General features: G+C 65.5%; 16 protein-coding genes. 4 read left to right on the plus strand and 12 right to left on the minus strand.

The features are described from left to right. Window positions 1–9: 9 nt before the first annotated feature. Window positions 10–1,542 (minus strand): PrsW family intramembrane metalloprotease, encoded by a 1,533-nt coding sequence (locus BEP01S_RS15510; RefSeq protein ID WP_157070590.1) that lies wholly within the window; start codon window positions 1,540–1,542, stop codon window positions 10–12. A gap of 613 nt (window positions 1,543–2,155) precedes the next feature. Here BEP01S_RS15510 and BEP01S_RS17245 point away from each other — a divergent pair. Beyond that, complete coding sequence (locus tag BEP01S_RS17245; RefSeq protein ID WP_062245063.1) at window positions 2,156–4,117, plus strand: LPXTG cell wall anchor domain-containing protein; 1,962 nt, start codon at window positions 2,156–2,158, stop codon at window positions 4,115–4,117. A gap of 60 nt (window positions 4,118–4,177) precedes the next feature. Here BEP01S_RS17245 and BEP01S_RS15520 read toward each other — a convergent pair whose 3' ends face one another. From BEP01S_RS15520 to BEP01S_RS15545, 6 genes are read right to left on the minus strand one after another with little or no spacing between them, the layout of a single operon-like run. Then, the gene (locus BEP01S_RS15520; RefSeq protein WP_062245065.1) at window positions 4,178–4,966 is read right to left on the minus strand and encodes an HpcH/HpaI aldolase family protein; all 789 of its coding nucleotides are present in this window, start codon (window positions 4,964–4,966) and stop codon (window positions 4,178–4,180) included. Further along, window positions 4,951–5,736, minus strand: coding sequence for a fumarylacetoacetate hydrolase family protein (locus BEP01S_RS15525; protein WP_062245067.1), 786 nt, complete (start codon window positions 5,734–5,736; stop codon window positions 4,951–4,953). The genes BEP01S_RS15520 and BEP01S_RS15525 overlap by 16 nt, the downstream gene beginning before the upstream one ends. 11 nt (window positions 5,737–5,747) lie before the next feature. Next, window positions 5,748–6,884 carry a 3,4-dihydroxyphenylacetate 2,3-dioxygenase gene (gene hpaD, locus BEP01S_RS15530; protein WP_062245070.1) on the minus strand — a complete coding sequence of 379 codons (1,137 nt, stop codon included), beginning with the start codon at window positions 6,882–6,884 and terminating at the stop codon, window positions 5,748–5,750. 7 nt (window positions 6,885–6,891) lie between these two features. Beyond that, on the minus strand, window positions 6,892–8,397 hold the full coding sequence (gene hpaE, locus BEP01S_RS15535; RefSeq protein ID WP_062245074.1) for a 5-carboxymethyl-2-hydroxymuconate semialdehyde dehydrogenase: 1,506 nt from the start codon (window positions 8,395–8,397) through the stop codon (window positions 6,892–6,894). Further along, a complete protein-coding gene (locus BEP01S_RS15540; protein ID WP_062245239.1) occupies window positions 8,394–9,104 on the minus strand; it encodes a GntR family transcriptional regulator in 711 nt (236 codons plus the stop codon). The genes hpaE and BEP01S_RS15540 overlap by 4 nt, the downstream gene beginning before the upstream one ends. Then, window positions 9,101–10,588: a fumarylacetoacetate hydrolase family protein gene (locus BEP01S_RS15545; protein ID WP_062245077.1), complete on the minus strand. Its 1,488-nt coding sequence runs from the start codon at window positions 10,586–10,588 to the stop codon at window positions 9,101–9,103. The genes BEP01S_RS15540 and BEP01S_RS15545 overlap by 4 nt, the downstream gene beginning before the upstream one ends. 159 nt (window positions 10,589–10,747) lie before the next feature. On the opposite strand from BEP01S_RS15545, the gene BEP01S_RS15550 reads away from it, so the two are divergent. After that, a complete protein-coding gene (locus BEP01S_RS15550; protein WP_244882290.1) occupies window positions 10,748–11,995 on the plus strand; it encodes an MFS transporter in 1,248 nt (415 codons plus the stop codon). Between the two features lie 45 nt (window positions 11,996–12,040). Further along, window positions 12,041–13,996, plus strand: coding sequence for an FAD-binding monooxygenase (locus BEP01S_RS15555; protein WP_062245080.1), 1,956 nt, complete (start codon window positions 12,041–12,043; stop codon window positions 13,994–13,996). A gap of 38 nt (window positions 13,997–14,034) precedes the next feature. On the opposite strand, the gene BEP01S_RS15560 is transcribed toward BEP01S_RS15555, so the two are convergent. From BEP01S_RS15560 to BEP01S_RS15580, 5 genes are all read right to left on the minus strand, one after another. Then, the gene (locus tag BEP01S_RS15560) at window positions 14,035–15,726 is read right to left on the minus strand and encodes a hypothetical protein (protein WP_062245084.1); all 1,692 of its coding nucleotides are present in this window, start codon (window positions 15,724–15,726) and stop codon (window positions 14,035–14,037) included. Further along, on the minus strand, window positions 15,710–16,213 hold the full coding sequence (locus BEP01S_RS15565) for a hypothetical protein (RefSeq protein ID WP_157070591.1): 504 nt from the start codon (window positions 16,211–16,213) through the stop codon (window positions 15,710–15,712). Before BEP01S_RS15565 ends, BEP01S_RS15560 begins: the two co-directional genes overlap by 17 nt. A gap of 132 nt (window positions 16,214–16,345) precedes the next feature. Further along, window positions 16,346–18,010 carry an HNH endonuclease gene (locus BEP01S_RS15570; protein WP_083532766.1) on the minus strand — a complete coding sequence of 555 codons (1,665 nt, stop codon included), beginning with the start codon at window positions 18,008–18,010 and terminating at the stop codon, window positions 16,346–16,348. A gap of 86 nt (window positions 18,011–18,096) precedes the next feature. Further along, on the minus strand, window positions 18,097–18,708 hold the full coding sequence (gene udk / locus BEP01S_RS15575) for a uridine kinase (protein WP_083532773.1): 612 nt from the start codon (window positions 18,706–18,708) through the stop codon (window positions 18,097–18,099). A gap of 51 nt (window positions 18,709–18,759) precedes the next feature. Continuing rightward, window positions 18,760–20,301 carry an FCD domain-containing protein gene (locus BEP01S_RS15580; RefSeq protein WP_062245095.1) on the minus strand — a complete coding sequence of 514 codons (1,542 nt, stop codon included), beginning with the start codon at window positions 20,299–20,301 and terminating at the stop codon, window positions 18,760–18,762. A gap of 154 nt (window positions 20,302–20,455) precedes the next feature. Between BEP01S_RS15580 and BEP01S_RS15585 the strand changes: the two genes are divergently transcribed. Beyond that, window positions 20,456–23,863: a bifunctional proline dehydrogenase/L-glutamate gamma-semialdehyde dehydrogenase gene (locus BEP01S_RS15585; RefSeq protein WP_157070592.1), complete on the plus strand. Its 3,408-nt coding sequence runs from the start codon at window positions 20,456–20,458 to the stop codon at window positions 23,861–23,863. The last annotated feature ends 236 nt before the right edge of the window (window positions 23,864–24,099 follow it).

The following is a 24,099-nucleotide window of genomic DNA, read 5'->3' on the forward strand; positions in this document are numbered from 1 at the left end:
CGCTGGAACTTACCGCACTGTCTGTTTGGAGGCGGCAAGCAGACGTTCGCGGGCGTCAGTGAACTGTTTGAGTTCGGCCCGTTCGATCTTGCGTTCCTGTTCTCCGCCGATTCCGGCGAGCACACGCATCCGCGTCGTCGACAGCTTTCCGGAGGTGCGGATCATGGTCTTCATCTCCTCCTTGCCGCCGGGGAACGACTTCGCCCAGTCGCGGCCGTTCTTCCGGCCCTTCCAGGTGCCGAGCATGTCGACCTCGGCGTGGGTGAGCCAGCCGGAGTTCGCATAGTCGCCGAGCATGTTCTGGGTGTGCATGCGTTCGCTGCGTCGCAGGATGAGGCTGAGCGTGACCCAGGCGGCGGAGTAGATGAGACTGAGGACGATCATCCCGACGCGGGAGACGATCTCATTGTGGGTGATCTCCTGATCGATAAAGGCCAGCAGCACCATCGAACCGTTCCACAGACCGTGCAGAGTCATGCCGATGAGCAGCCCCGGCAGCCACATGAGGATAGTCGTCCACCAAGCCCACTTCCGAGCGGCAAGACCGATCGACACACCGGCGGCCGTCGAGAACGTCGTGTGCAGAAGCGGGGCGCACAGGCACCGCACCACGAAGAGTTCCATCAGACCCTCGACCTGGCCCTCGTTCCAGGCTCCGCCGAGGTAGAGGATGTTCTCGGTGAAGGCGAACCCGGCGCCGATGAGAGCACCGTAGACGAGGCCATCGAGTGGGCCTTCGAAGTAGCGTCGAGCGGCAAGAACGATGACCAAGAGGAGAACGGTCTTCATCGTTTCTTCGAGGATCGGAGCCTGGATGACCGTTCCGACAAGGCTGGGCACGCCTTGGAACCCGGCGAGGACGAGCGCTATCTCGCCGGCGATGGAGAAGACAAGGGTGAGGATAACCGCGGCGACGGCACCCCAGAGGAGACAGATGCCCAGAAGGAGCTTCGGCTGCGGTCTCCAGCGATCGAGCCAGAGCACATAGGCGATGATGCCGATCAGCGGGACGGCCGAGAGTCCGATGAGTGCGAACAGTCGGACACCGAAGCTCAGTCCACCAAGCACGGCGAGGATTATCAGTCCGAAGACGAGCCCCACGAGAACGAGGATCGCGGCAACAAGCCGGACGATGTTGCCCGTCGATTCAGGTTCGGTCTCCGGCTGTGCTTTCCGTACGGCTCCGGTCCAGGGAGTGTCGGTGACGACCTGTTGGGGCGCCTGCATGCCTGCGCGGATCCGCATCTCCTGCGTCACCGTCGGCGCAAACCGCGGCTGGGCGTAGACACGAGCCTGCACCGGAGGCGCATACATCACCGGCTGACCGGGCATGGGCTGGCCCTGCATCATCGGCTGGCCCTGAGGCTGCATTGGTTGGCCGGGTGCCGGCCGCATCTGCTGTGGCTGTCCCTGCACGACCGGCTGACCTTGCGGCGGCATCGGCTGACCTTGCGGCGGCATCGGCTGACCTTGCGGCGGCATCGGCTGGCCCTGCGGCGGCATGGGTCGACCGGGCGCCAGCTGCGGATTCTGTCCCGGCATAGGCGGTTGCTGGGGCTGTGACCCCTGCGGCCGTGGCCGGAACCGGTCATGATTCGGCTGTTGCTGATTCTGCGGCGGCACCTGACCCTGCTGTGGCACTTGGCCGTGGGCAGGGGGAACGTTCGGGTTCGGTGGGCCCTGCACCTGGGGCGGCTGCGGTCTCTGCGAACCGGGACCGTTCTGTGCCGACATAGCTCGTCCTTCTGCATTGGGGGAAATTTCGCTCACCTCAGTCTAGAGTCCAAGCCCTCCGTGAACGGCCTCGTCATGTATCCGTCCAGCAACACTTCAGCCGACTGCCACGTTCTGCAGACGACCTCCCGAACCCCACTCGATCATTTTCAGGTGTGGACAATCGCGAATTCTTCAACCCTGGGTCGGTCTTGTGTCAGGCCGCAGACACAGCCTCTTCTACGCCCGCAGCCATCGCTCAACGGCCCGAACCCTCACATTGCCCGTCCGAATAGCGTTGCCCTTCCAAATCACTCGCCCACTCAGCGTCAGCCACCACGACGCCCACTCACACGTCACATCCTGTGGATACTCAAAGCAGTATCCACAGGCCTTCGAACACCCCTATCCCGCTGGGAATCGCCCCGTGTCGAATCGGTCCATGACTACTCTCAGACTCGCATCGCTGCGCACCGCACTGCTCCTCACCGTCCTCACAGTCGCTTCGCTCATCGGGCTGGGACCAGCCATGGCAGCGGGACCACCGGTCAGCCTCGGCGAGGTTCCGGTACTCACCGCTCCCAACGCCTACGGGCCAGGCATCTGGCACCACGCGAAACAGGGCAAGACCTGGTACGGCTCCTACCGGACTTTCCCTGACACCTCCTCCTACTGCATCGATGCGGGGAAGAAGTCTCCGCTGCCGAAGTACTTCAAGGGAGCGAAGGCTGACACGGTCACCTCGGCCCGCACGGCGTGGGCACTGCACGAGTACGCGGGATCGAAGTCAAAGGACGTGCAGGCGGCGCTGAGCGCGATGGCCCGCCTCGACAAAGCGCTCCCCCACGATCACACAGTGCCGCCGCAGAAACCGGCTGACCTAGGCACAAAGTTCGAAGCGGCCGCGAAGAAGTACTCGACGATCCTCGCCGAGGCGAAGAAGTTCGCCGGGCCATACACTCTCGACATCAGCCTCGAACCGGTGCTGCGCATGCCTGTGCTCGAACCTCACACCGCCCCGGAGTCCGCTCCTTCTCCTGATTCCTGGGCCTCCGACTCCAAGGACAACGACCGCAGCGCCGACAAGGATAGCCCCGACAAACCGAAGATCCTCGGCACGCCCACCGACGAGGCGACGCTGACGGTCTCGCTGACCAGTGCATCGGGAGCCCAGGTCCCCGACGTTCCCATCGCGCTGAAGACTGCCGGCACGACGAAGGCACCGACGGCCCTGACCACGGGCAAAGAGCCAGTGATCACAACGCTGCAGGCGAGCGCGCCCGGCACTCTGTCAGTGACCGCCTCGGCGAAGGTCGCTCCGCAGACCGTGCGAGTCTTCGAACCGACCTCCGGCACGCGGGTACAGCGAGTCGTCACCCCGGACACTCCCGACTCCGTCACGGACAAGGCGTCGCTGGAGCTCAGCTCCCAACCGAAGGTGACCACCGAGATCTCCGACCAGACGCCGACGCCGGGTGAGACGGTCACCGACGAGTTCACCGTCTCCGGCCTCATCGGCGACCACACCGTCACCGTCGAACACACACTGTGGCAGACCGCGACGGCCCCGAAGCAGGGCACGAAGAACGATGATGCACGCGAAATCGCGTCCGTGACCTCGAAGGATGTCGGCAACGGCACCCACACATCCGGTGAGGTCACCGTGCCCGAGGACTTCCGCGGTTGGCTGTACTTCACCGAGACGATCGCCGGGGACACGTCGACGAAGGAATGGAAGGGAATCCACGGCCAACCTCGTGAGACCGGATTCGTCCCGTGGACCCCGACCGCCGACACCGAGGCGGTCCTTGAGGGCACATCGACCCACGACGAGGTGGCCGTGACCGGTCTGCGGCCGGGTTCCGAAGCCGTCCTCACCATCACCGCCTACCATGTGGAGACCGAACCCGAGCAGTCGAAGGAGACCGCCGGCACGGAGTTGTCCGTGCAGGACTTCACCGTCATCGCCGACGAGAAGGGCCACGTCGAGATCAGCACGGAGCCGATCGACATGCCCGTCGGCTGGGTCACCTATGTGACGACGATCGAGGGCAGCGACGTCAATAAGGCGTGGACGAGCGACTGGGGCGTCCCGGCCGAAACCGTGCATCGTCCGCCCGAGGAGATGCCGTCCACTCCCCCGGCACCACCAGAGGAGCCAAGCACACCGCCGGCTCCGCCGGAACAGCCTGAGGCTCCCGAGTCCCCGGAGAAGCCCGAGACCCTACCGGCCGAACCGGTCGCAGAAACTCCCGCGGCGCCCGAGACACCGGCGGCCCCGGCCCCCGAGCTGCCTCGCACCGGCACAACCGGAAACGGAATGCTCATCGGTCTGGGCATCGTCCTCCTCGGGCTCGGCTCAACGATCCTGCTGATCTCCGGCAGCCGCCGCGACAAGGAGTGAAACACCCTATGAATACACCTCACCCCCGACCGCAGACGCGCGGTCGGGGGTGACGTGTGCTCAGCCCTGAACCCAGGTGTCGGCCCAGGCGCGGGCACCGTTCATCATCAGACCGACATCGGCACCGACGAGGACGAAGGACGCTCCGGCCTCCAGGTACTTTCGTGCCTGGTCGGGGTCGAAGGCATTGACTCCGACCGGTTTGCCGGCGGCCTTCACCGCCTCGAACGTCCGCGCCACCGCATCGGTGACGTCCGGATGGGTCTGCTGGCCGAGCAGACCCATCGACGCGGCCAGGTCGGAGGGCCCGACGAAGATCTGGTCGATTCCGTCGACCGCGGCGATCTCGGCGGCATTGTCGACCGCGGTCGCCGATTCGATCTGCACGGTCAGGGACACGAATTCCTCGGCGCGCCCCAGGTACCCGTCCACGGCGTTCCACCGGGAGGCCCTGGCCAGGGCCGAACCGACTCCGCGCACACCCTTCGGCGGATAATGGACGGCCGCCGCTGCCGCCTCGGCGTCGGATTTCGTATCGACCATCGGCACGAGCAGATTCTGCGCGCCGAGGTCGAGGTACTGCTTGATGAGCACACGATCATTCACCGGCACCCGCACGACGGGGGTCGCCGGGTAGCCGTTCATCGCGCGCAGCAGACTCGTCGTCGTCTCGAGTCCGATCGGAGAATGCTCGGCGTCGATGAGCACCCACTGCATTCCCGAGGCGGCGGCGATCTCGGCGGCCACGGGCGAACCCGAGCACACCCACATCCCGGCCAGGTACTCGCCATCGCCGAGTCCGGTCACACGGTCTGAGAAGGTCTGCGGCAGTTCTACTCGAAACGGCATGTGATGACTCCCAGCTCTCCGTAGTCGGCGTGGACGGTGTCGCCGGGATGGACCCACATGGGGCGGGTGAACGATCCGGCGAGCACGGTCTCTCCGGCCTGCAGGACGTCGCCGTGTTCGGCGAGCTTGTTGGCTAACCACACGATTCCGCGGGCCGGATGGTCGAGTACGGCGGCGGCGACTCCGGAGTCCTCGATGGTCTCGTTGCGATAGAGCAGAGCGTTCACCCGACGCAGGTCGACGGCGTCGACGGCGACCGGTCGTCCGCCGAGGACCATCGCACCCAGTGCCGCATTGTCCGAGATGGTGTCGACGATCGTGCGCCCCTCCATCTCGATGCGCGAGGACAGGACCTCGAGTGCGGGAACGACGTACTCGGTGGCGCGGAGGACGTCGAAGAGACTGACGTCGGGCCCGCGCAGCTCCTCGCGCAGCACGAAGGCGAGTTCGACTTCGATGCGCACGCCCGAATACTGCGAATGGTCGATCACGGACCCGGTGTCGTACACCTGGTCGGCGAAGATCGCCCCGTAGTCGGGTTCGGTGATGCCCGTGGCCTGCTGCATCGGCTTCGACGTCAGGCCGATCTTGTGGCCATAGAGCCGACGACCGGCGGCTTCACCGCGACGGCGCCATTCGTTCTGGACCGCGTAGGAGTCCTCGACGGTCATATCCGGGTACTTCGCGGTGAGCAGACCGATCTTCTTTCCTGTCCGCTCCGCTCCCGCGAGATCGTCGGCGATGGCCGCGATCGTTTCCTCATCGAGCATGTCGAATCCTTTCAGAGCTGGTTGCCCAGCTTGCCCTCATTCTCATCCGCGCGAGTGTAGGAGAACCCGTCGGCACCGATCGTCACGGCCATCTCCGAATCGTCCGTGCGGGCTTGCACGGGCTGCGGGTTGCCGTCGAGATCGAGAACGAGGGAGGCGTCCGAGTACCAGGACGGCACGACGGGGTTGCCCCACCAGTCACGGCGCTGATTGTCGTGGACGTCCCAGGTGATGACCGGGTTGTCCGGGTCGCCGGTGTAGTAGTCCTGCGTGTACACCTCGACGCGGTGGCCGTCGGGGTCGCGCAGGTAGAGGTAGAACGCGTTCGAGACGCCGTGGCGGCCGGGACCTCGTTCGATCGAATCGGACCGGCGCAGAGCACCGAGCTTGTCACAGATGGCCAGGATGTTGTGCTTCTCATGCGTAGCGAAGCAGACATGGTGCATCCGCGGCCCGTCGCCGCCGGTCATCGCCGTGTCATGCACGGTGGACTTGCGGCGCATCCATGCGGCATAGACCGTGCCCTCTTCGTCCTGGATGTCCTCCGTGACGCGGAAGCCGAGGTCCTGCATGTACTTCACAGCCCGAGGCACATCCGGGGTGACCTGGTTGAAGTGGTCGAGTCGGACGAGTTCGCCGGGAACGTGCAGGTCGTAGCGCCACTGCAGGCGCTCGACGTGGTCAGACTGGTAAAAGAACTCGTACGGGAAGCCGAGCGGGTCGACCACTCGCACCGAGTCGCCCACGCCCTTGACGAAGCCGTCGGGGTTGCGACGGACATCGCAGCCGAGTTCGGTGTAGAAGGCCACGGCCTTGTCGAGCTCTTCCGGGCTGCGCACCCGGTAGGAGAACGCGGCCACGGCGGCGACCTCGCCCTTGCGCAGGACGAGATTGTGGTGGATGAACTCCTCCGTCGAGCGCAGGTAGAGCGTGTTCTCGTCCTCTTCGGTGACATAGAGTCCGAGCACGTCGACGTAGAACTCCCTTGACGCGGCGAGGTCGGTGACGACGAGTTCCATATACGCGCAGCGGAGGATGTCCGGCGGGCTCGCCTGCGGTGTGACGATCGGGTTGTCGGTGGCGATGCTCGTCTCCTGGCTGACGAAGTAGCCGGCCGAGGTCCGAGTCATATCAGTGCGTTTCGTCATGGTCGCCTCACTGCTTTCCGAAGACGGGGTTGTGGACCTCGCCGAGGTTGATGTGCACGGACTGCTGTTCCGTGTAGAAGTCGATCGACCGGTAACCGCCCTCGTGGCCGAGGCCTGAGGCCTTGACGCCGCCGAAGGGGGTGCGCAGGTCGCGGACGTTGTTCGAGTTCAGCCACACCATTCCCGACTCGACGGCCTGGGAGAAGTTGTGGGCGCGCTTGAGATCGGAGGTCCAGATATAGGCGGCCAGACCGTACTTCGTGTTGTTCGCCAGCTCCAGGGCCTCCTCGTCGGAGGAGAACGGGGTGATGGCGACGACGGGTCCGAAGATCTCCTCCTGGAAGATCCGGGCGTCGGGCTTCACATCGGCGAACACGGTCGGCTGGACGAAGTTTCCGGTCTCGAAGCCCTCGGGGCGTCCGCCGCCGGCGACGAGGCGGGCCTCGGACTTGCCGATCTCGACGTAGGACATGACCTTCTCGTAGTGCTCGGGGTGGACGAGCGCGGCCACCTCGGTGGCGGGATCCGACGGCAGACCGACCTTCACGCGCTTGGCCTGGGCGGCGTAGCGCTCAACGAATTCGTCGTAGATCGATTCCTCGACGAGGATGCGCGAGCCGGCGGTGCAGCGTTCCCCGTTGAGGGAGAATACTCCGAAGATCGTGGCGTTGACCGCGGCATCGAGGTCCGCGTCGGCGAAGACGACGGCCGGGGACTTGCCGCCGAGTTCCATCGACAGACCCTTGAGCCAGGGTGCTGCGTTGGCGAAGATCGTCTGTCCGGTCGAGGATTCGCCGGTGAAGGAGATGAGCGGAACGTCGGGGTGCTTGACGAGCGAGTCGCCGGCGAAGCCCTCCTCACCGAAGCCGTTGACCATGTTGAACACTCCGGTGGGCAGTCCTGCCTCTTCGAAGATGCCCGGCCACAGGGAGGCCGAGAGCGGAGTGAATTCGGCAGGCTTGAGCACGACGGTGTTGCCTGTCGCGATCGCCGGTCCCAGCTTCCAGGACTCGAGCATGAACGGCGTGTTCCACGGGGTGATGAGTCCGGCCACGCCGATGGGCTTGCGGTTGACGTAGTTCGCCTGACGGCCGGGAACCTTGAAGGCGTCGTCGACCTGGGCGACGATGAGGTCGGCGAAGAAGCGGAAGTTCTCCGCCGCGCGCGCCGCCTGGCCCTTGGCCTGGGTGATCGGCAGTCCGGAGTCGAAGGACTCCATCGCGGCGAGCTCGTCCTTGCGCGATTCGACGATGTCGGCGATCTTGTTGAGGATGCGTGCACGCTCACGCGGCAGCATCTTCGGCCACGGACCTTTGTCGAAGGCCTTCTTCGCCGCGGCGACTGCGGCTTCGATATCGGCCTTCTTGCCCGAGGCGGCCTTGATGTACGGCTCGTTCGTCACCGGGTTGAGCACATCGAATTCTTCTCCGTCGATGGAGTCGACGAATTCCCCGTTGATGTAATGGCGGATCTTCTCCGGCATGCCTGCCGGTGGGGTGATGGACTGTGTCATGACTTGTCCTTTCGTGAATCAGTGGTCAGGTTTGGGGCGTTCTGGGCGTTCTGGAAGCTGTGCAGGGTGGCCGATCGGTGCTCACGCACGGCTTTCTCGATCTCCTGCGCCGAGGCGCGGGCCCGGATGAGGGCGACGATGCGCGAGTGCTCCTCCACCGATTCCAGCGCCCGCTCGGGGACGAAGGAGAACGTCGAATCCCGCAGGTGGTTGAGCCGGTCCCATTCGAGTTCGACGAGGGTGCACAGCCGCTCGTTCGGGCAGCGCCGGTAGAGAGTTTCGTGGAACTTGTGGTTGAGCCGGGTGAACTCGGCGGGTTCGAAATCGTCGAGCAGAGCCCGCATCCGATCGTTGATCCGCTCCGCGGCATCGAGATCATCGGCGCCGAGGCGGCTTTGGGCTTGGGCGACGGCCGCGGCCTCGAGGATCGCGACCGTTTCCATCGACTGGGCGTAGGAGCCCTGATCGACCATGGCCACACGCGCCCCGACATTGCGTTCGAAGGTCACGAGCCCGTCGGCTTCCAGCCGGCGGATGGCCTCGCGCACCGGCACCACGGAGGTGTCGAGCTCGAGTGCGATCTGAGCGAGCACGAGCTTGTGGCCGGGCTGATATGTCTGGTCGGCGACGCGTTCGCGGATCCACCGATAGGCGATCTCGGCCTTGCTCAGAGATGGCGAGCCGACCCCTGCCTGTTCGGTCTTCACCGGGAGGCCTTCCACTCGTCGAACTTCGTCTTCCACTCGCCCTTCGGCGGGAAGAGTCCGTCGATCGGGTTGCCGGCGGCGACTTGTTCGGCCACCCAGCCGTCCTCGATCTCCTTGGCCAGTGCCGCGTCGACGACCTCTTCGGCCAGGTCGCGCGGGATGACGATGGCTCCGTCGTCATCGGCGACGATGACATCGCCGGGCAGCACGGTGGCGTTTCCGCAGGCCACGGCCACGTCCGACTCCCATGGGACATGCCGGCGGCCGAGCACGGCCGGGTGCTTCGCGGTGGAGAACACCGGCAGGATCTCGGCCACTTCGGCGGAGTCGCGGACTCCCCCGTCGGTGACGACTCCGGCGGCGCCGAGCGATTTCGCGCGCAGGGCGAGGATGTCGCCGAGGGTGCCCGAACCGGATTCGCCGCGGGCTTCGATGACGACGACCTCACCGGGGCGGATCGCGTCGAATGCCTGCTTCTGGGCGTTGAAGCCGCCGCCGTGGGATTTGAACAGGTCTTCGCGGTTGGGCACGAAGCGCAGAGTCTTCGCGGTGCCGACGATCTTTGCGCCCGGCTTCAGCGGGGCCACACCTTCGATGACGACGTTGTTGAGTCCGCGCGAGCGCAGCTGTGCCGACAGGCCCGCGGTCGGGGCTTCGGTGAGCTTGGCGACGAGCTCGGCGTCGAGTCCTGCCGCTGCCGCGTCGCTGTCGCCCTCCGGTGCGAGTCCGGCCGCTTCGCGTGAACCCCAGGCGTCGACCGTCAGCGCTTCGTTCACCGCGGGCAGATCGCCGAGGGCTTCGTCGAAGTCTCCGGGACCGTCGACGACCGTGGTGGTCAGCCGCCCGGAGCTCAGTTCCCGTCCGCTCGCCGAGGCGGCCGTGACCTCGACCTCGACCGTGTCGCCGGGAGCGACGACGGAGGATCCGGCCGGAGTGCCGGTGAGGATGACGTCACCGGGCTCGAGGGTCAGATGCTGGCTGAGGTCCGCGACGATGCGCGGGAGGGAGAAGATGAGCTGATCGGCGCGCGTGCCGTCGTCCTGGACGACTTCGCCGTTGACCCAGGTGCGCAGGCGCAGGGAGTCGGGGGCCGCCTCGGTGGCGGGGATGAGTTCGGGGCCCAGCGGGGTATAGCCGTCGCGGCTCTTCGAGCGCACGTTCGCCCCCTTGTCCGGGCTCTTCATGTCGTAGAGGCCGAAGTCGTTCGACGCGGTCACGCCTGCCACGTACGACCAGGCGTCCGCCTCGGTGACGTTGCGGGCGGGAGAGCCGATGACGATGGCGACCTCACCTTCGAAGGCGAGCAGCGAGGTGCCTGCGGGGCGCTCGATGGTCTGGCCGGAAGCGGCGACGGAGCTGGCCGCTTTGAGGAAGTAGGACGGCCGTGCGGGGCGCTTGCCTCGCTGGGCCGCACGGGACTCATAGGCCACATGAACGGCAATGATCTTGCCCGGACGGGCGGGAACACCTGCTGGAGTCGACATCGATCTCACACCTCATTTCGATTGGCTTCACCACAGATCGTATATGATCCGGTTCCCGAGGACAAGTAATCCAGGCCACACGGAACGTGGCCAGAATGCACGGCAGACGTACGACAGGACACAGGAGTCATAGCAGCACAGAAGCACACTCAGACCCGGGTGGCGTTCGCGACGGTCGGGATCAGCTTCCTCTTCCGCCCCTTGGGTGCATTCCTCGCAGGCCACTTCGGCGACAAGCTCGGCCGCCGGGTGGTCCTCATCATCACCCTCATCGCCATGGGTGCGGCGACCGCGCTCATCGGCTTCCTGCCGACCTACGAATCCGCAGGCATCCTGGCTCCGATCCTGCTCATCGCGCTGCGCATCGTCCAGGGCATCTCGGCAGGCGGAGAATGGGGCGGAGCCGTCCTGCTCGCCGTCGAACACGCGGACAAGAGATCACGTGGACTGCACGGATCGTTCCCGCAGATCGGGGTGTCCATCGGACTTCTGCTGCCCTCGGGCGTCCTCGCCCTGATGACGTCGATCGCCCCGGGTGATGCCTTCCTCGAATGGGGCTGGCGAGTGCCGTTCTTCCTCTCCAGCGCGCTCGTCTTCGTCGGCTACTGGATCCGCCGCGGAGTCGAGGAATCTCCCGTCTTCCACGAGATCGCCGAGCGCAAGGAGCAGGTGTCGAACCCTCTGGGCAAGCTCATCAAGGGCCACTGGCTGCTCGTCGTCCTCGCCTCAGTCATCTTCACGGCCAACAATGCCGCGGGGTACATGACCACCGGCGGATACATCCAGAACTACGCCACGGATCCAGCCGGCCCCATCGGCCTCGAGCGCGGCCCCGTGCTCTGGGCCGTCGCCGCCTCGGCGGTGTCCTGGCTGGTGTTCACGATCATCGCAGGCGCCGTCTCGGACAAGATCGGGCGCCGGAACACCTACATCCTCGGGTGGGTGCTGCTGCTCATCGGCATCTTCAGCCTGTTCCCGCTGGTCAACACGGGTTCGGTGGGCATGCTCCTGCTCGGGCTCATCATCCTCACTATCGGCCTCGGGTTCACCTACGGCCAGCAGCCGGCGATGTACGCCGAGCTGTTCCCCTCCAGCGTCCGCTTCTCCGGGGTCTCGGTCTCCTATGCGATCGGATCGATCCTCGGCGGTGCCTTCGCCCCGACGATTGCGAAGGCCCTCGTGTCGTCGACGGGAACGACCACCTCGGTGGCGGTGTACCTGGGCATCGTCGCCGTGCTCGCACTCGTCGCGACCCTGCTGTTGCGCGACCGCACCGGCACCCCTCTCGGCCCCGACCACGAGGACGAGCAGTCGGTGAGCCCGATCGTCGGGATCGGTTCGCCGCAGATGACCTGGGACGACGGTGACGGACGCCACCCCGAAAATCCCAGATCGTATATGAACTGATAGCATTCGAGTATCACGACGAAGTGTCAAGAACCGGAGGTTGACATGCATTTCCATCAGAACGGCTACGTGTCCGCGGACCCGCGGATCGAAGAGGCCGCTGGGTACGGAATCGATCGCGCAGAGGATCTGCCCGATGAGGTCGATGTCCTCATCGTCGGCAGCGGTCCTGCGGGGATGATCGCGGCGGCCCAGCTCTCTCAGTACCCCGAAGTGAACGCGCGGATGATCGAGAAGCGCGATTCGCGGCTGGTCATCGGTCAGGCCGACGGCATCCAGGCTCGGTCCGTCGAGACCTTCCAGGCGTTCGGCTTCGCCGAGGAGATCATGCGCGAGGGTTACCACATCACGGAGATGTCGTTCTGGAATCCGGATCCGGAGAACCCCGAGAACATCATCCGCACCGGTCGGCCCAAGGATGATGAGCATGGGATCAGCGAGTTCCCGCACCTCATCGTCAACCAGGCACGCGTGCTCGACTACTTCGCACAGTTCGCCGCCCAGTCCCCCGGGAAGATCAAGCCCGACTACGGGATCGAATTCGTCGATCTCACGGTCGACGGGGACGCCGCGACCGCCTCGGCGAAAGACCATCCGGTAACCGTGACCGTCCGCTACACCGCGGGCGAGCGCACCGGTGAGGAACGCACCATCCGCGCAGGATACGTCGTCGGCTGCGACGGAGCACGGTCGAAGGTGCGGTTGGCGACCGGCCGGAAGATGACCGGCGATCAGGCCAATCATGCCTGGGGCGTGATGGATGTGCTCGCGAACTCCGATTTTCCGGATATCCGCACCAAGTGCGCGATCTCGTCGAAGCACGGCAATATCCTCCACATCCCCCGCGAGGGCGGGCACCTGTTCCGGATGTATGTCGACCTCGGTGAAGTGCCCGAGGACGATGCGCGCAAGGTGCGGTCGACGAGCATCGACGAGATCATCGCTCGGGCCAACGCGATCATCGCGCCCTACAGCATCGATGTGAAGAACGTGGCATGGCATTCGGTCTACGAGGTCGGGCACCGACTCACGGACGCCTTCGATGACACAGACGAAACCGACTCCGGTTCTCCGTGCCCCCGCGTGTTCATCACCGGCGATGCCTGCCATACGCACTCGGCGAAGGCCGGTCAGGGTATGAACGTGTCGATGCAGGATGGGTTCAACATTGCGTGGAAGCTCGGTCAGGTCATCTCCGGTCGGTCGTCGACGGAGCTGCTGCGCACCTATTCGGCCGAACGTCAGGTGGCTGCGAAGAACCTCATCGAGTTCGACAAGGAGTGGTCGACGCTCATGGCGACTCCGCAGGAGGAGCTGCCGGACAAGACCTACCTCGAGGACTTCTACGTCAAGACCGCGGAGTTCCCCGCAGGGTTCATGACCGAGTACACGGAGTCGATGATCACGACGCCGACAACTCATCAGGAGCTCGCGGCTGGGTTCCCGATCGGCAAGCGGTTCAAGTCGGCTCGGGTCAAGCGCAGCTGCGATGCGAACTTCATCCACCTTGGGCACGAGGCCCGTGCCGACGGTCGCTGGCGCGTCTATGTCTTCGCTGATCAGGCCGCTCCCGTCGTTGACGGCTCCGCCGGTGGCGGCGGCACGGCTGGCGGCTCCGCCGGGGGCGAGTCGAAAGTGGCGGCACTGGCTGCATGGCTCGAGTCAGATCCTGCCTCTCCCCTGGTCGCGTATCGCCGGGAGGGTGAGGACCCCGATGCTCTCGTCGAGCTCAGCGTCATCTACCAGCAGGAGCACAAGGAGTTCGCGTTCCCCGATGTGCCGAAGGTCTTCCGTCCGCACGTGGGCGCGTTCGACCTCGAATATGTGGAGAAGATCTACGCGACTCTGCCCGAGGAGGACATCTTCGAGGCCCGCGAGATCAGCCGCGACGGTGCCGTCGTCGTGGTCCGCCCCGACCAGTACGTGTCGGGAATCTTCCCCTTGGATGCGCACTCCGAGATCGGCGACTACTTCGCGGGAGTCTTCGAACCCGTGAAGTGACATCGGCGAGGCTCAGTTCGTCCTCCGTTTGTTGCGCCTCAAGCGCCCTCGACTGTGTGTCGGGGGCGCTGTGCTTTTGCCGCGAATCCGCAGACACCGGCGGCGGCGAGTGAGGCGGCGCCGATGAGCCACAGTCCGAAGCCGAACGACGGCCGCCCGACTTCCATCCCTCCGGTCGGTGTGCCATCGGGCAGCTGTCCGTCCCACAACGTCACCGGTGGAGAGAGGACGATGCCGACGAGGATGAAGACGATCAGCGCTGCTATGAGCACAGCCGTCACGTTCCACCACAGGTCAGAGGCGAACCCGAGGCCGAGCGCGGCGATGGCGACCACGAGCGCCCAGAGGAAAATGAACGGCGGCAGCACCTCACCGCCGTCATCGAACGTCCAGTCTCCCAACGAGGTCAGTCGGATGCGCGGGCCGTCGTCGTTGAAGCTGTCGACGACGGGGATGAAGATCGTGGCAATCCACATGGCGACCGCGACGAAGGGCAGCCACCGGGCCCACTGTTGCAGCTTGCGTTGGCGTCTGCGGATGATCTCTTCCGGCGGGCGCTGTGCCTGCCGCTGCATCTGCCGGTCGATCCGCCGCCGATCGCTGAGGAGTCCGCAGATGCCTGCGGCGATGAGTGCCCAACAGCCGATCGTCCAGAGATAGTGGCCTGCTGACGGATACCCGACGATCAAAGCACTGAACTTTTCGCCGGCGGCATCGGTGCTTTCGACGCGCTTTCGCGGAAGATCGATGACCATCGTCGCCTGCTGGATGAACAGGCCGACTCCGACTGCTACCGACAGAGGAGGCCAGTGGGCAAAGGTGGCGAACCGTTTCGCGGTCGCGGCGCAGGCGAGAACGACCGCCCAGGGCAGGATGACTTCCGGGGCGAGGTCGGCGAGATCGAAGGGTACTCGTCCGAGCGATGTCACCGTGAGTCGATCATCACCATGGTCGCCACTGTCGAAGATCGGTACCCAGATCATCAGCACCCAGCAGGCGAGCGCGACCCACGGCAGCCGCTGCGCCCAGCGATGCGTTCGGTTCCCTCGGGGCCACGGGGTGATTCTGGAGTTTGAGTAGTGAACGGGTGCTGCTTCTTCGCGCAGTGCTGTCCCGTCACCGGGGACGCTTCTCCTCCGCCTGACGTCACCGAGGAGGCCGCAGACTCCCGCGGCCAGCAGACAGGCACAGCCAAGGAGCCACAGCCCGGCACCCGGAGCCGGTTCGGCGACGACCATTCCGAATACCGGCAGCCCCTTGTCGTCGACGGCGTCCCACATGATCGTCGGCGGGTTCGCCCACAGCTCGGCCAAAACGAGGAAAGCACAGAGACTCAGAAAGAGAGTGCCGACCGACCACAGGCGTGCGACGACGTCCGGCCACAAGTACGGGGCGACATCCGGCCACGGGTGCGAATCGGGCCGAGCCCGCACAGATAGGAGGAAAGCGGCAGCCGTACACGCGAGCACCCCGAGGGCGACCATCACATTCGACACACGTGCTTCGTCGAGGTCGAACGGCGGTCCGCCGAGAGCAGTGACGATGATGCGAGGCGGGTGCGGTGCTTCCGAGGAGTCCTCAGGACTGGCGAAGACGGGCACCCACAGCATGACGATCCACAGGCAGAGCGCCGACAGAGACAGTGCTTGGGCAAAACGCAGCAGCCAGGTGCCGTCTGCGTCGCGTCGGACTCCCAGCGATCCGTGTCGAGCCTCACGCGGCGGGACCATGGCGCTTTGACATGCATCGTTTGATCCGTTCACGACGGTAGTGGTCCTTCTGGGCAGCGGCGATGAGACCACAGATTCCGGCGGCGAAGAACAGAAGGCTCCCGAGCACCCAGAAGCCGAAGCCTGCCGCGGGGTAGGCGACTTCCATGCCGCCTGTGGGCATACCGTCGGCCGTCTGCCCGTCCCACATCATGATCGGCGGATCGGCGACCATCTGCAGGAGACGCAGCCCCAGCACTGTGCCAAGGACGATGGCCGCGATCGACCACCACTTCGATGCGGAGAGCAGCCAGGCGGTGAACACTCCGGTGAGAATGACGATCCAGAGCACGAGGTAGACCTCGTCGAGGTCGTTCATGTCGATCGGCGAGAACCCGAGCGACGTCACGCGGATCCTCATCGATCCGGGGCCTTCGCTGTCGAGGACCGGCACGAAGATCGTGATCGCCCAACAGGCCACTGCCCCTAAGGGGAGCACACGCGCCACGAGGTTGAGACTTCGCCCCCGCGCAGTCGCCAGTGGTGTGCTTCCGGTCTTGTCCGCCCTGTCCATAACCACGATTCTCTGCAGTCTCCGTGTGACAGGTGTTGCCGCCATGTTCCAGATCCGACACGTGACTCAGTCGGGCCCGAACACCACCTGAACCAATTGCTCCTGGATCGGGCTGCCGTTGCATTCCGCGGTTGTCGGCCGCCGGTGTGCATTGCGTCTGCGCCAGTCGGCGATCTTCTCTGCACGAGTGCAATACCGCGGTGGCAGCTGCTCGGGCAGGACGAAGCTCGGAGCGATCGACTGGAACTCGATCGGAAACTCCGCGACTGCTCGCGGTTCCTCACCTGACGGCGGCAGCCCTTTCGGCGGAGACAGCTCGTCCGCCTGCGCCTGCCCACCCTGCAGCGTCGGCTCATACCGCTGCGTCGACTCATCACGCTGCGGTTCGAGGAATCGGGAGAATGTCTGCCGCCAATCGGTCTCCGGCGGAGATTCTCCCGGTCCGGAGACTGCTTCGGGACGCGGGAACCGCATGCGGCGGACCACCGCGGGAGTGGTCACCTCGTAGGTTCGCCCGCTCGGCGTGGTGACGCGAAGCCCGTCCGCCGTGGCCTCGTGCTTCCACCCGGGATGTTCCTTCGCGTAGTTGCAGTTTGCACACAGCCCTGAACCGTTCTCCCAGGTGGTAGCACCGCCTGCAGCAACAGGTCGAACGTGATCGGCATGTCTGATCGGGGCATCGCACCAAGGAGTCCGGCACACATCGTCGCGGAACGTGATCATCTGCCGCAGCCGCCCGGTGAACTCTCGACCCTTCGCGTCCATCCCCACCAGCTGCCCGTCATCGGGGCGAGTGAAGACCCGGCTGATGAACATCTTCGCCTCATTCGCGGCGATGAACTTCCGTGCCGTCTTCGCCGGCAGCGGTCCGAACCCGGGCAGCCAGGCGGGTACGAGCCCGTCAGAGAGCAGGGATTCGGCTTCGACGAGCAGATGGATCTCCGCGGGCACCGCCGTCGCACTCGTTTGGCCGCTCAATCGTTCGACGAAGGCGTCGGCGAGCACCTGCTGGCGATTCCGCCCGCCTGCGTCACCGGCGGCAGTGATCGTCTCGGCACCGGCTCTGAGGCTCTCAAATGCGGCGACGGCCTGTGGAAGAGGCAGGATCGCAGAGATCCTGGCCATCCCGTCGTCGATCACGGTCATGTTCACACGACGATTGGTCGCGGCTTTCGCTGCCCGCTTCGCGGCCGCCTCGGCGTCCATCTCCGCACTGAGCGCGCGCACCTCAGCACGCAGACTCCGCAGCCCGGACGGTTCCAGACCGCGCTTCATCCGCGTATCGACCTTGCGTCGATCGGCAGCGTCGAGGACCGCGGTCTCGTCGACCATGATCCGTGCCTTGTCCTCGGAGATCTCCCCTTTGGACAGGGCTTTGAAGGTGTTGGGCATGCCGATGACGATCGTGCGGGCAGTGCTGAGGAATTTCCGGCCCGATCCGGGCGAGACCTTCTTCGCCAGCCCGACCTCGTCCCCCGCGCGTTTTCCGCAGTCGAGCGCGGGCACCCGGTTGAGCCGGTCCCGCTCGATGCGCAGCGCTTCGAACGCCACTGCCTCTTTTGATTGTGCGGCAACGACAGCGGATCTGAGTTCTTCGAGCGCTGTGATCCGCTCCAGCGTCTCCGCTTCGGTATCGCCCTGGTCAAGACCGCGCAGGAACTCACCGAACCGAGTGATCTCGGTCAGCGGATCCGGAACCAACGCTGGTTCCTGTGCGGGGTCGACGTCCATATTGAAACGGTACCCGTCGCCACTGACACGACTTCGCGAACAGACCCGACAGGCGCTGTCCGCCCAGGTCAGGCCCTATCCCAGATTCAGCGGACTCCGCGTTGGATGCGGTTGAGGATCATGTCCATGGCGACGATGTTGTGACCGCCGTCGGGGATGATGAGGTCGGCGTTGCGCTTCGACGGCTCGACGTAGAGTTCGTGCATCGGCTTGACCGTGCCCAGGTACTGGTCCTCCACGGACTGCAGGGTCCGTCCGCGGTCGACGACATCGCGTTTGATTCGGCGCAGCAGGCGCACATCGGCGTCGGTGTCGACGAAGAGCTTGATGTCGAGCAGCTGGCAGATGCGCGGTTCGGCGAAGATGAGGATGCCTTCGACGATGATGACCGGTGCGGGTTCGACCAAGGTCGTGTCATCGCTGCGGTTGTGGATCGAAAAATCGTAGACGGGGCTTTCCACCGACCGAGAGTCACGCAGCGCGGTGAGATGGTCGACGAAGAGGTCATTGTCGAAGGCATCGAGATCATCGTAGTTGACCTTCTCGCGCTCCTCATAGGTGAGCTCGTCGCGCCGTTTGTAGTAGTTGTCGTGGAAGAGCACCGACGGAGGTCCCTCGCACTTGTCCAACAGCGCCTGAGTCAGCGTCGTCTTTCCGCTGCCGGTTCCGCCGGCCACGCCCACAACCAAAGTCTCCACGGCACAAATATAGACCACGACCCCCGCCGAGGCGGCTCCCGGCTTCCGTACTCACCCGAGGCTGCGGGTCAGCTGATTCCACAGTTCCTGGTCGAAGCGCCGCCTGCCCAGCAGACCGGCCATATGCCGCACGGCATTGTCGACCTTGCCGCGCCAGACCTCGATCGCCGACTTCGCATCCCCCCGGCTGAGCGCCCTGAACATGGCCCGGTCGTCGCTGACGATGCGGTCACTGGCCGGCGAATAGTCGAGCTGCAAGATGGAGATGAACAGACGCAGCCGCAGAGTCAGAGATTCGAAGGCACGCGCCGATTCCCGCAGACCCGAAGCACGAGCCAGCTCCTGCTGGAAATGGAGGTCGGCATCCTCGACGTCGATGCCGCTGCGCGTCGGCGCCGACGCTTCGACCTGCCGCAGAGCCAGCTGCACGGGCACGAGGTAGCGCTGCGGACGCAGGGCCAAGGACCTGAGCACGACCTCTCCGATGGCCATGCGCGCGGCATAGAGGTCGAGCACATCGACGGTCGTGATCAGGGGGATCCGTGCGCCGCCGCGAGACCCGTCGAGCAGCTTGTCATCGACCATCCGCCGCAGCGCCGCGTCGACCGAGGCCCTGGGCACCTGCATACGACGAGACAGCAGGCGCGGATTGATCCGGTCCCCGGGTTCGTATCCGGAGTCGATGATCTCCTCGCGCAGCGCGATCGCCAGATGCTCGGTGATCGATCGGGTCTCCTTCGGCAGCCACGACGATATCTCCATTGAGTCAGAAGTAATAGAACTTCTCCGAGGCTCGTACGGGGCCGATTCCCACCACAGCACACCTTCGAGTCCGTTCCGGACGCGGTCGGCGAGCAGATCGAGCAGGGACCCGGGGATGTCCTGACACTCGCCGAGGCGGGTCTTGAGTGCGCTGACGAAATCATCGAAATCCGCGCACGCCCTCACCCGGGTTCCCGCCCCGCCGGAGAGGTCGTCAGGAACCTCGCCGAGGGGGTCGAAGACGAGGAAGTCACCATCACCGTCGAGCAGGTCGAGCAGTTCGGCGGTGGGCACCTGCCGATGCTCGCTGTCGAAACGCTGCGCCCACCGCCCGACGCCCGCGGTGCGCAGGGCCGCGGTGATTCCCGCGATGCGCCGCTGAATTCGCCGAGGCGGCACAATCGTCGCGGACTCTCCGCGAGGGTCTCCCCCACCTGCATCGTTCCTGCGAACGCCGACGATGACGAGGGGAAACCCGCTGGCCGCGAGGATGAGCTCCGCGGCACCGGCCACCTCGGCGACGGGGACCGTCAGCGCCCGCACCGACCGGGAGACGATGCTCTGACTCAGCCCCGTCGCCTCGGCCAGGGCACGAGTCGAATAGTCCCGTCCGGAGATTCTGGCCCCCGCGGTGGCAACGAGGGCTTCGACCACCCGATCGGCGGTCTCCTGGATCGGCGGGCGGCCGCTGCGGGGACGATCCGCGAGGTCGGATCGGCTCGCCCAACGACGCAGGGTCGACGGTGATGCTCCCGTGCGCGCAGCCGCCTCGGCGAGCGTCGACGTCGTCAGCAGCGCCACGGCGTCACGACGGAACTCAGCGGAGTACATCACTCTATCTTAGGACTTCTGACTCAAACATTCACGGCGGTCGACTCCATCTCTTCACCCCCGGATTTCGGCGGCGCATACTGATCTCACACCCAGGTTCCACGGTCAGCGCCGACGCGTGAGAGCACCGAATCCGAGCACCGAAGGAGCACAGTTGCTGCACACCGAAACCGACCTCGCCACGCTCACTGCCCAGTCGATCGACACCGCCCGCCGGTGGCTGCGAGTGTCGACGTCGATGACCACGGCGAAGAACCCCGCGGCCGAACGCCTCTCCGCCGTCCTCTCCGACGACAACGGGCTCGACTTCACCGTCGGATTCGTCGATCGGGTCGTGCGCACCGATGATGTCCACGCCGCCGCCGACGCGCTGACCGAGGTCGGCAAGCTCGCCCCCGAAACGATGTCCTACCTCGACCGCGCACAGATCAAGGCCGGCGCCGCGCTGGCCAAGATCGCCCCGCAGGTCGTCGTCCCCGCCGCCCGCACTCGCCTGCGTCAGATGGTCGGTCACATGGTCGTCGACGCCCGCGACAAGCAGTTCGGCAAGACCGTGGCCGCACTCACCGCCGACGGTCACCGGCTCAACATCAACCTCCTCGGCGAGGCCGTGCTCGGTGACGGCGAAGCCGACAACCACCTGGAGCAGACCCACCGGCTGCTCGCCCGCGACGATGTCGACTACGTTTCGGTGAAGGTCTCCTCCGTGGCCTCGCAGATCTCGATGTGGGCCTTCGACGAGACCGTCGACTATGTCGTCGACCGCCTCCGCCCGCTCTACCAGCAGGCCGCGAAAGCCCCGACCGGCGCGAAGTTCGTCAACCTCGACATGGAGGAGTACCAGGACCTCGAGCTGACGATCGCCGTGTTCACGCGCCTGCTCTCCGAACCGGAGTTCAAGGATCTCGAGGCCGGAATCGTCATCCAGGCCTACCAGCCCGATGCGCTCGGCGCGGTGCAGCGGCTGAGCGAATTCGCTTCCCGCCGCGTCGAGAACGGCGGGGTCGGGATCAAGGTCCGCCTCGTCAAGGGCGCGAACCTGGCGATGGAGACCGTGCATGCCGAGATCGCAGGCTGGCCTGCGACAACGTGCAATTCGAAGCAGTCCACGGACGCGAACTACAAGCGGGTCCTGCACTGGCTGTTCACCCCGGAGCGGATGAAGGGCCTGCGCATCGGCGTGGCCGGGCACAACCTCTTCGACATCGCCTTCGCCCACCACCTCTCCGTCGAGCGCTCGGTGACCGACCGCGTCGAGTTCGAGATGCTCCAAGGCATGGCCAGCGAGCAGGCTGCGGCCGTGACCGAGGACGTCGGAGACCTCCTCCTCTACGTTCCCGCCGTGCACCCGAAGGAGTTCGACGTCGCGATCTCCTACCTGGTGCGCAGGCTCGAGGAGAACTCGGCGTCGGAGAACTTCATGTCCGGAATCTTTGACCTCGCCAACGGCAATGACGTGTTCAAGCGCGAAGCCGACCGGTTCACCGCATCCGTCAACCAGCTCGAATCGATCCTCGAGACCGAGGGTGAGACCGCACCGGCCCCGAACCGCCACCAGAATCGGTCGACCGAAACTCTCGGTGAGACCGTGGTGCCGACCCAGTTCTTCAACGAGCCCGACACCGACCCGGCCCTTCCGGCCAACCAGGAATGGGTGCGCAGGATCATCGCCGAGGCGACCGCCCCCGGATATCTCGATGACCGTCCGAATGCGCCCAAGGTCGGTTCCACGGACGAGCTCGATGAGATGATCGCCCGCGGTCGCGCCGCCGCTGCGGATTGGCGGGCCCTCGGTGCTGCCGGTCGAGCCGAGATCCTCCACCGAGCCGCGGATATCTTCGCGGCCCGTCGCGGCGAGTTCATCGCCGTCGAGGCCGCCGAGGTCGGCAAGATGCCGTCGCAGTCCGACCCCGAGGTGTCCGAGGCCATCGACTTCATCCGCTACTACGCGCTGAATTCGCTCGAGCTCGAGGAGCTCGAGGGCGCGGAGTTCACCCCGGACGAGATGGTCGTCATCACTCCCCCGTGGAACTTCCCCGTGGCGATTCCCACCGGCGGCACCGTTGCGGCTCTCGCTGCCGGATCCGCAGTCATCCACAAGCCTTCGAAGCCGACGCCGCACTGTTCGGCGCTCATCATCGACTGCCTGTGGCAGGCCGGAGTGCCCAAGGACGTGCTGCAGCTGTGCGCACCGATCGAACGGGAGCTCGGCCAGCACCTCGTGTCACATCCCGATGTCGACCGGGTCATCCTCACGGGTGCGTCCGAGACCGCGGCGATGTTCAAGTCCTTCCGTCCCGAACTCCACGTCAATGCCGAGACCTCGGGCAAGAACGCCCTGGTCATCACCCCGGCGGCGGACCGGGACCTCGCCATGGCCGACCTCGTGTATTCGGCCTTCGGCCATGCCGGACAGAAGTGTTCGGCCGCCTCGTTGGGGATCATGGTCGGATCGACCTACGATTCTGAGCGCTACCGTCGCCAGCTCATCGATGCCGCCTCGTCGATGGTCGTCGATTGGCCGTCGAACCTCGCATCGACCATGGGCCCGCTGACGGAGGACCCCTCGGACAAGCTGCGTCGGGCGCTGACGTCGCTCGAACCCGGCGAATCCTGGCTGCTCGAGCCCAAGCAGCTCGATGATTCGGGTCGTCTGTGGAGCCCTGGTATCAAGGACGGGGTCAAGCCCGGTTCGTTCTTCCACCTCACCGAAGTCTTCGGTCCGGTGCTCGGTCTCATGCATGCGAAAGACCTCGATGAGGCCATCGAGTTCCAGAATGCCGTGGACTTCGGTCTCACCGGCGGCATCCATTCCCTCGACCCCGAGGAGGTCGCCACCTGGCTCGATCGCGTCGAGGTCGGCAACGCCTACGTGAACCGCGGTATCACCGGTGCGATCGTGCGTCGTCAGTCCTTCGGCGGTTGGAAGCAGTCCTCTGTCGGACTGGGGTCGAAGGCCGGCGGCCCGAACTACCTCATGCTCTTCGGCCACTACGCCGATGCAGGCAACCAGGATCTCGAGGCGGCCAAGGCCGATGACAAGCGCTGGTTCGAGGCCGAATTCGGTGCGGCGAAGGACCACACGGGACTGCGCGCGGAGGCGAACATCTTCCGCTACCGACCCCGCCCGGTGACCCTGCGCGTCACCGCCGAGGCGAGCCTGTTCGACCTCGAACGCTCCCTGCACGCAGCCCGCACGGTGGACTCGCCGGTGCAGCTGTCCGTGGCCGAGGATGTGCCCGCAGAAGTGAAGATCGCCGTGACGAATGCCGGTGTTCCCGCCCGCACCGAGACTGCCGCCGAGTTCGCCGAGATGGTCGGCCAGGGTCGCTACGACGACACCGTGGGGGCTCGCATCCGCGTGCTCGGTCGGTTCGAGGACGAGCTGCTGGCCGCAGCCGCGCCTCGCCCGGAGGTCGCGATCATCGATGAGCCGGTGACCACATCGGGACGTGTGGAGCTGCGCTACTACGTGCAGGAGCAGGCGGTGTCGATGACCTTGCACCGCTTCGGCAACCCGAGCCGCGACTTCCACGAGCTCGCCGCCACCCTCACCTCCTAATTGCTACCTGACGGCGGCCCAGCAACCTCGCGCGAGGTTGCCGGGCCGCCGTCAGGTAGTTCTGGGGCAGGGCGGGTTGTGTAGGATGAGTGCCACCCGTGGCACTCAGTGGACTGTTCGTCTGTTCACAAGTTGTTCACATCTTCGCCGCTGTCGTCGATGAGTGAGCCGCTAGGGTGCAAGGGACTGCGCACGTGGATCCTCACGATGTGCACAGCTGCTCATCCGCCCGAAAG

The sequence above is a fragment of the Brevibacterium epidermidis NBRC 14811 genome (genome assembly GCF_001570805.1).
Classification (GTDB): domain Bacteria; phylum Actinomycetota; class Actinomycetes; order Actinomycetales; family Brevibacteriaceae; genus Brevibacterium; species Brevibacterium epidermidis.

What these genes read in the sequence shown, in the direction of transcription:
- BEP01S_RS15510 (WP_157070590.1), bottom strand. Translation starts at nt 1,542, where the DNA reads ATGCCGGGACAGAATCCGCAGCTGGCGCCCGGTCGACCCATGCCGCCG.
- BEP01S_RS17245 (WP_062245063.1), top strand. Translation starts at nt 2,156, where the DNA reads ATGACTACTCTCAGACTCGCATCGCTGCGCACCGCACTGCTCCTCACC.
- BEP01S_RS15520 (WP_062245065.1), bottom strand. Translation starts at nt 4,966, where the DNA reads ATGCCGTTTCGAGTAGAACTGCCGCAGACCTTCTCAGACCGTGTGACC.
- BEP01S_RS15525 (WP_062245067.1), bottom strand. Translation starts at nt 5,736, where the DNA reads ATGCTCGATGAGGAAACGATCGCGGCCATCGCCGACGATCTCGCGGGA.
- hpaD (WP_062245070.1), bottom strand. Translation starts at nt 6,884, where the DNA reads ATGACGAAACGCACTGATATGACTCGGACCTCGGCCGGCTACTTCGTC.
- hpaE (WP_062245074.1), bottom strand. Translation starts at nt 8,397, where the DNA reads ATGACACAGTCCATCACCCCACCGGCAGGCATGCCGGAGAAGATCCGC.
- BEP01S_RS15545 (WP_062245077.1), bottom strand. Translation starts at nt 10,588, where the DNA reads ATGTCGACTCCAGCAGGTGTTCCCGCCCGTCCGGGCAAGATCATTGCC.
- BEP01S_RS15555 (WP_062245080.1), top strand. Translation starts at nt 12,041, where the DNA reads ATGCATTTCCATCAGAACGGCTACGTGTCCGCGGACCCGCGGATCGAA.
- BEP01S_RS15560 (WP_062245084.1), bottom strand. Translation starts at nt 15,726, where the DNA reads ATGGTCCCGCCGCGTGAGGCTCGACACGGATCGCTGGGAGTCCGACGC.
- BEP01S_RS15570 (WP_083532766.1), bottom strand. Translation starts at nt 18,010, where the DNA reads ATGGACGTCGACCCCGCACAGGAACCAGCGTTGGTTCCGGATCCGCTG.
- BEP01S_RS15580 (WP_062245095.1), bottom strand. Translation starts at nt 20,301, where the DNA reads ATGTACTCCGCTGAGTTCCGTCGTGACGCCGTGGCGCTGCTGACGACG.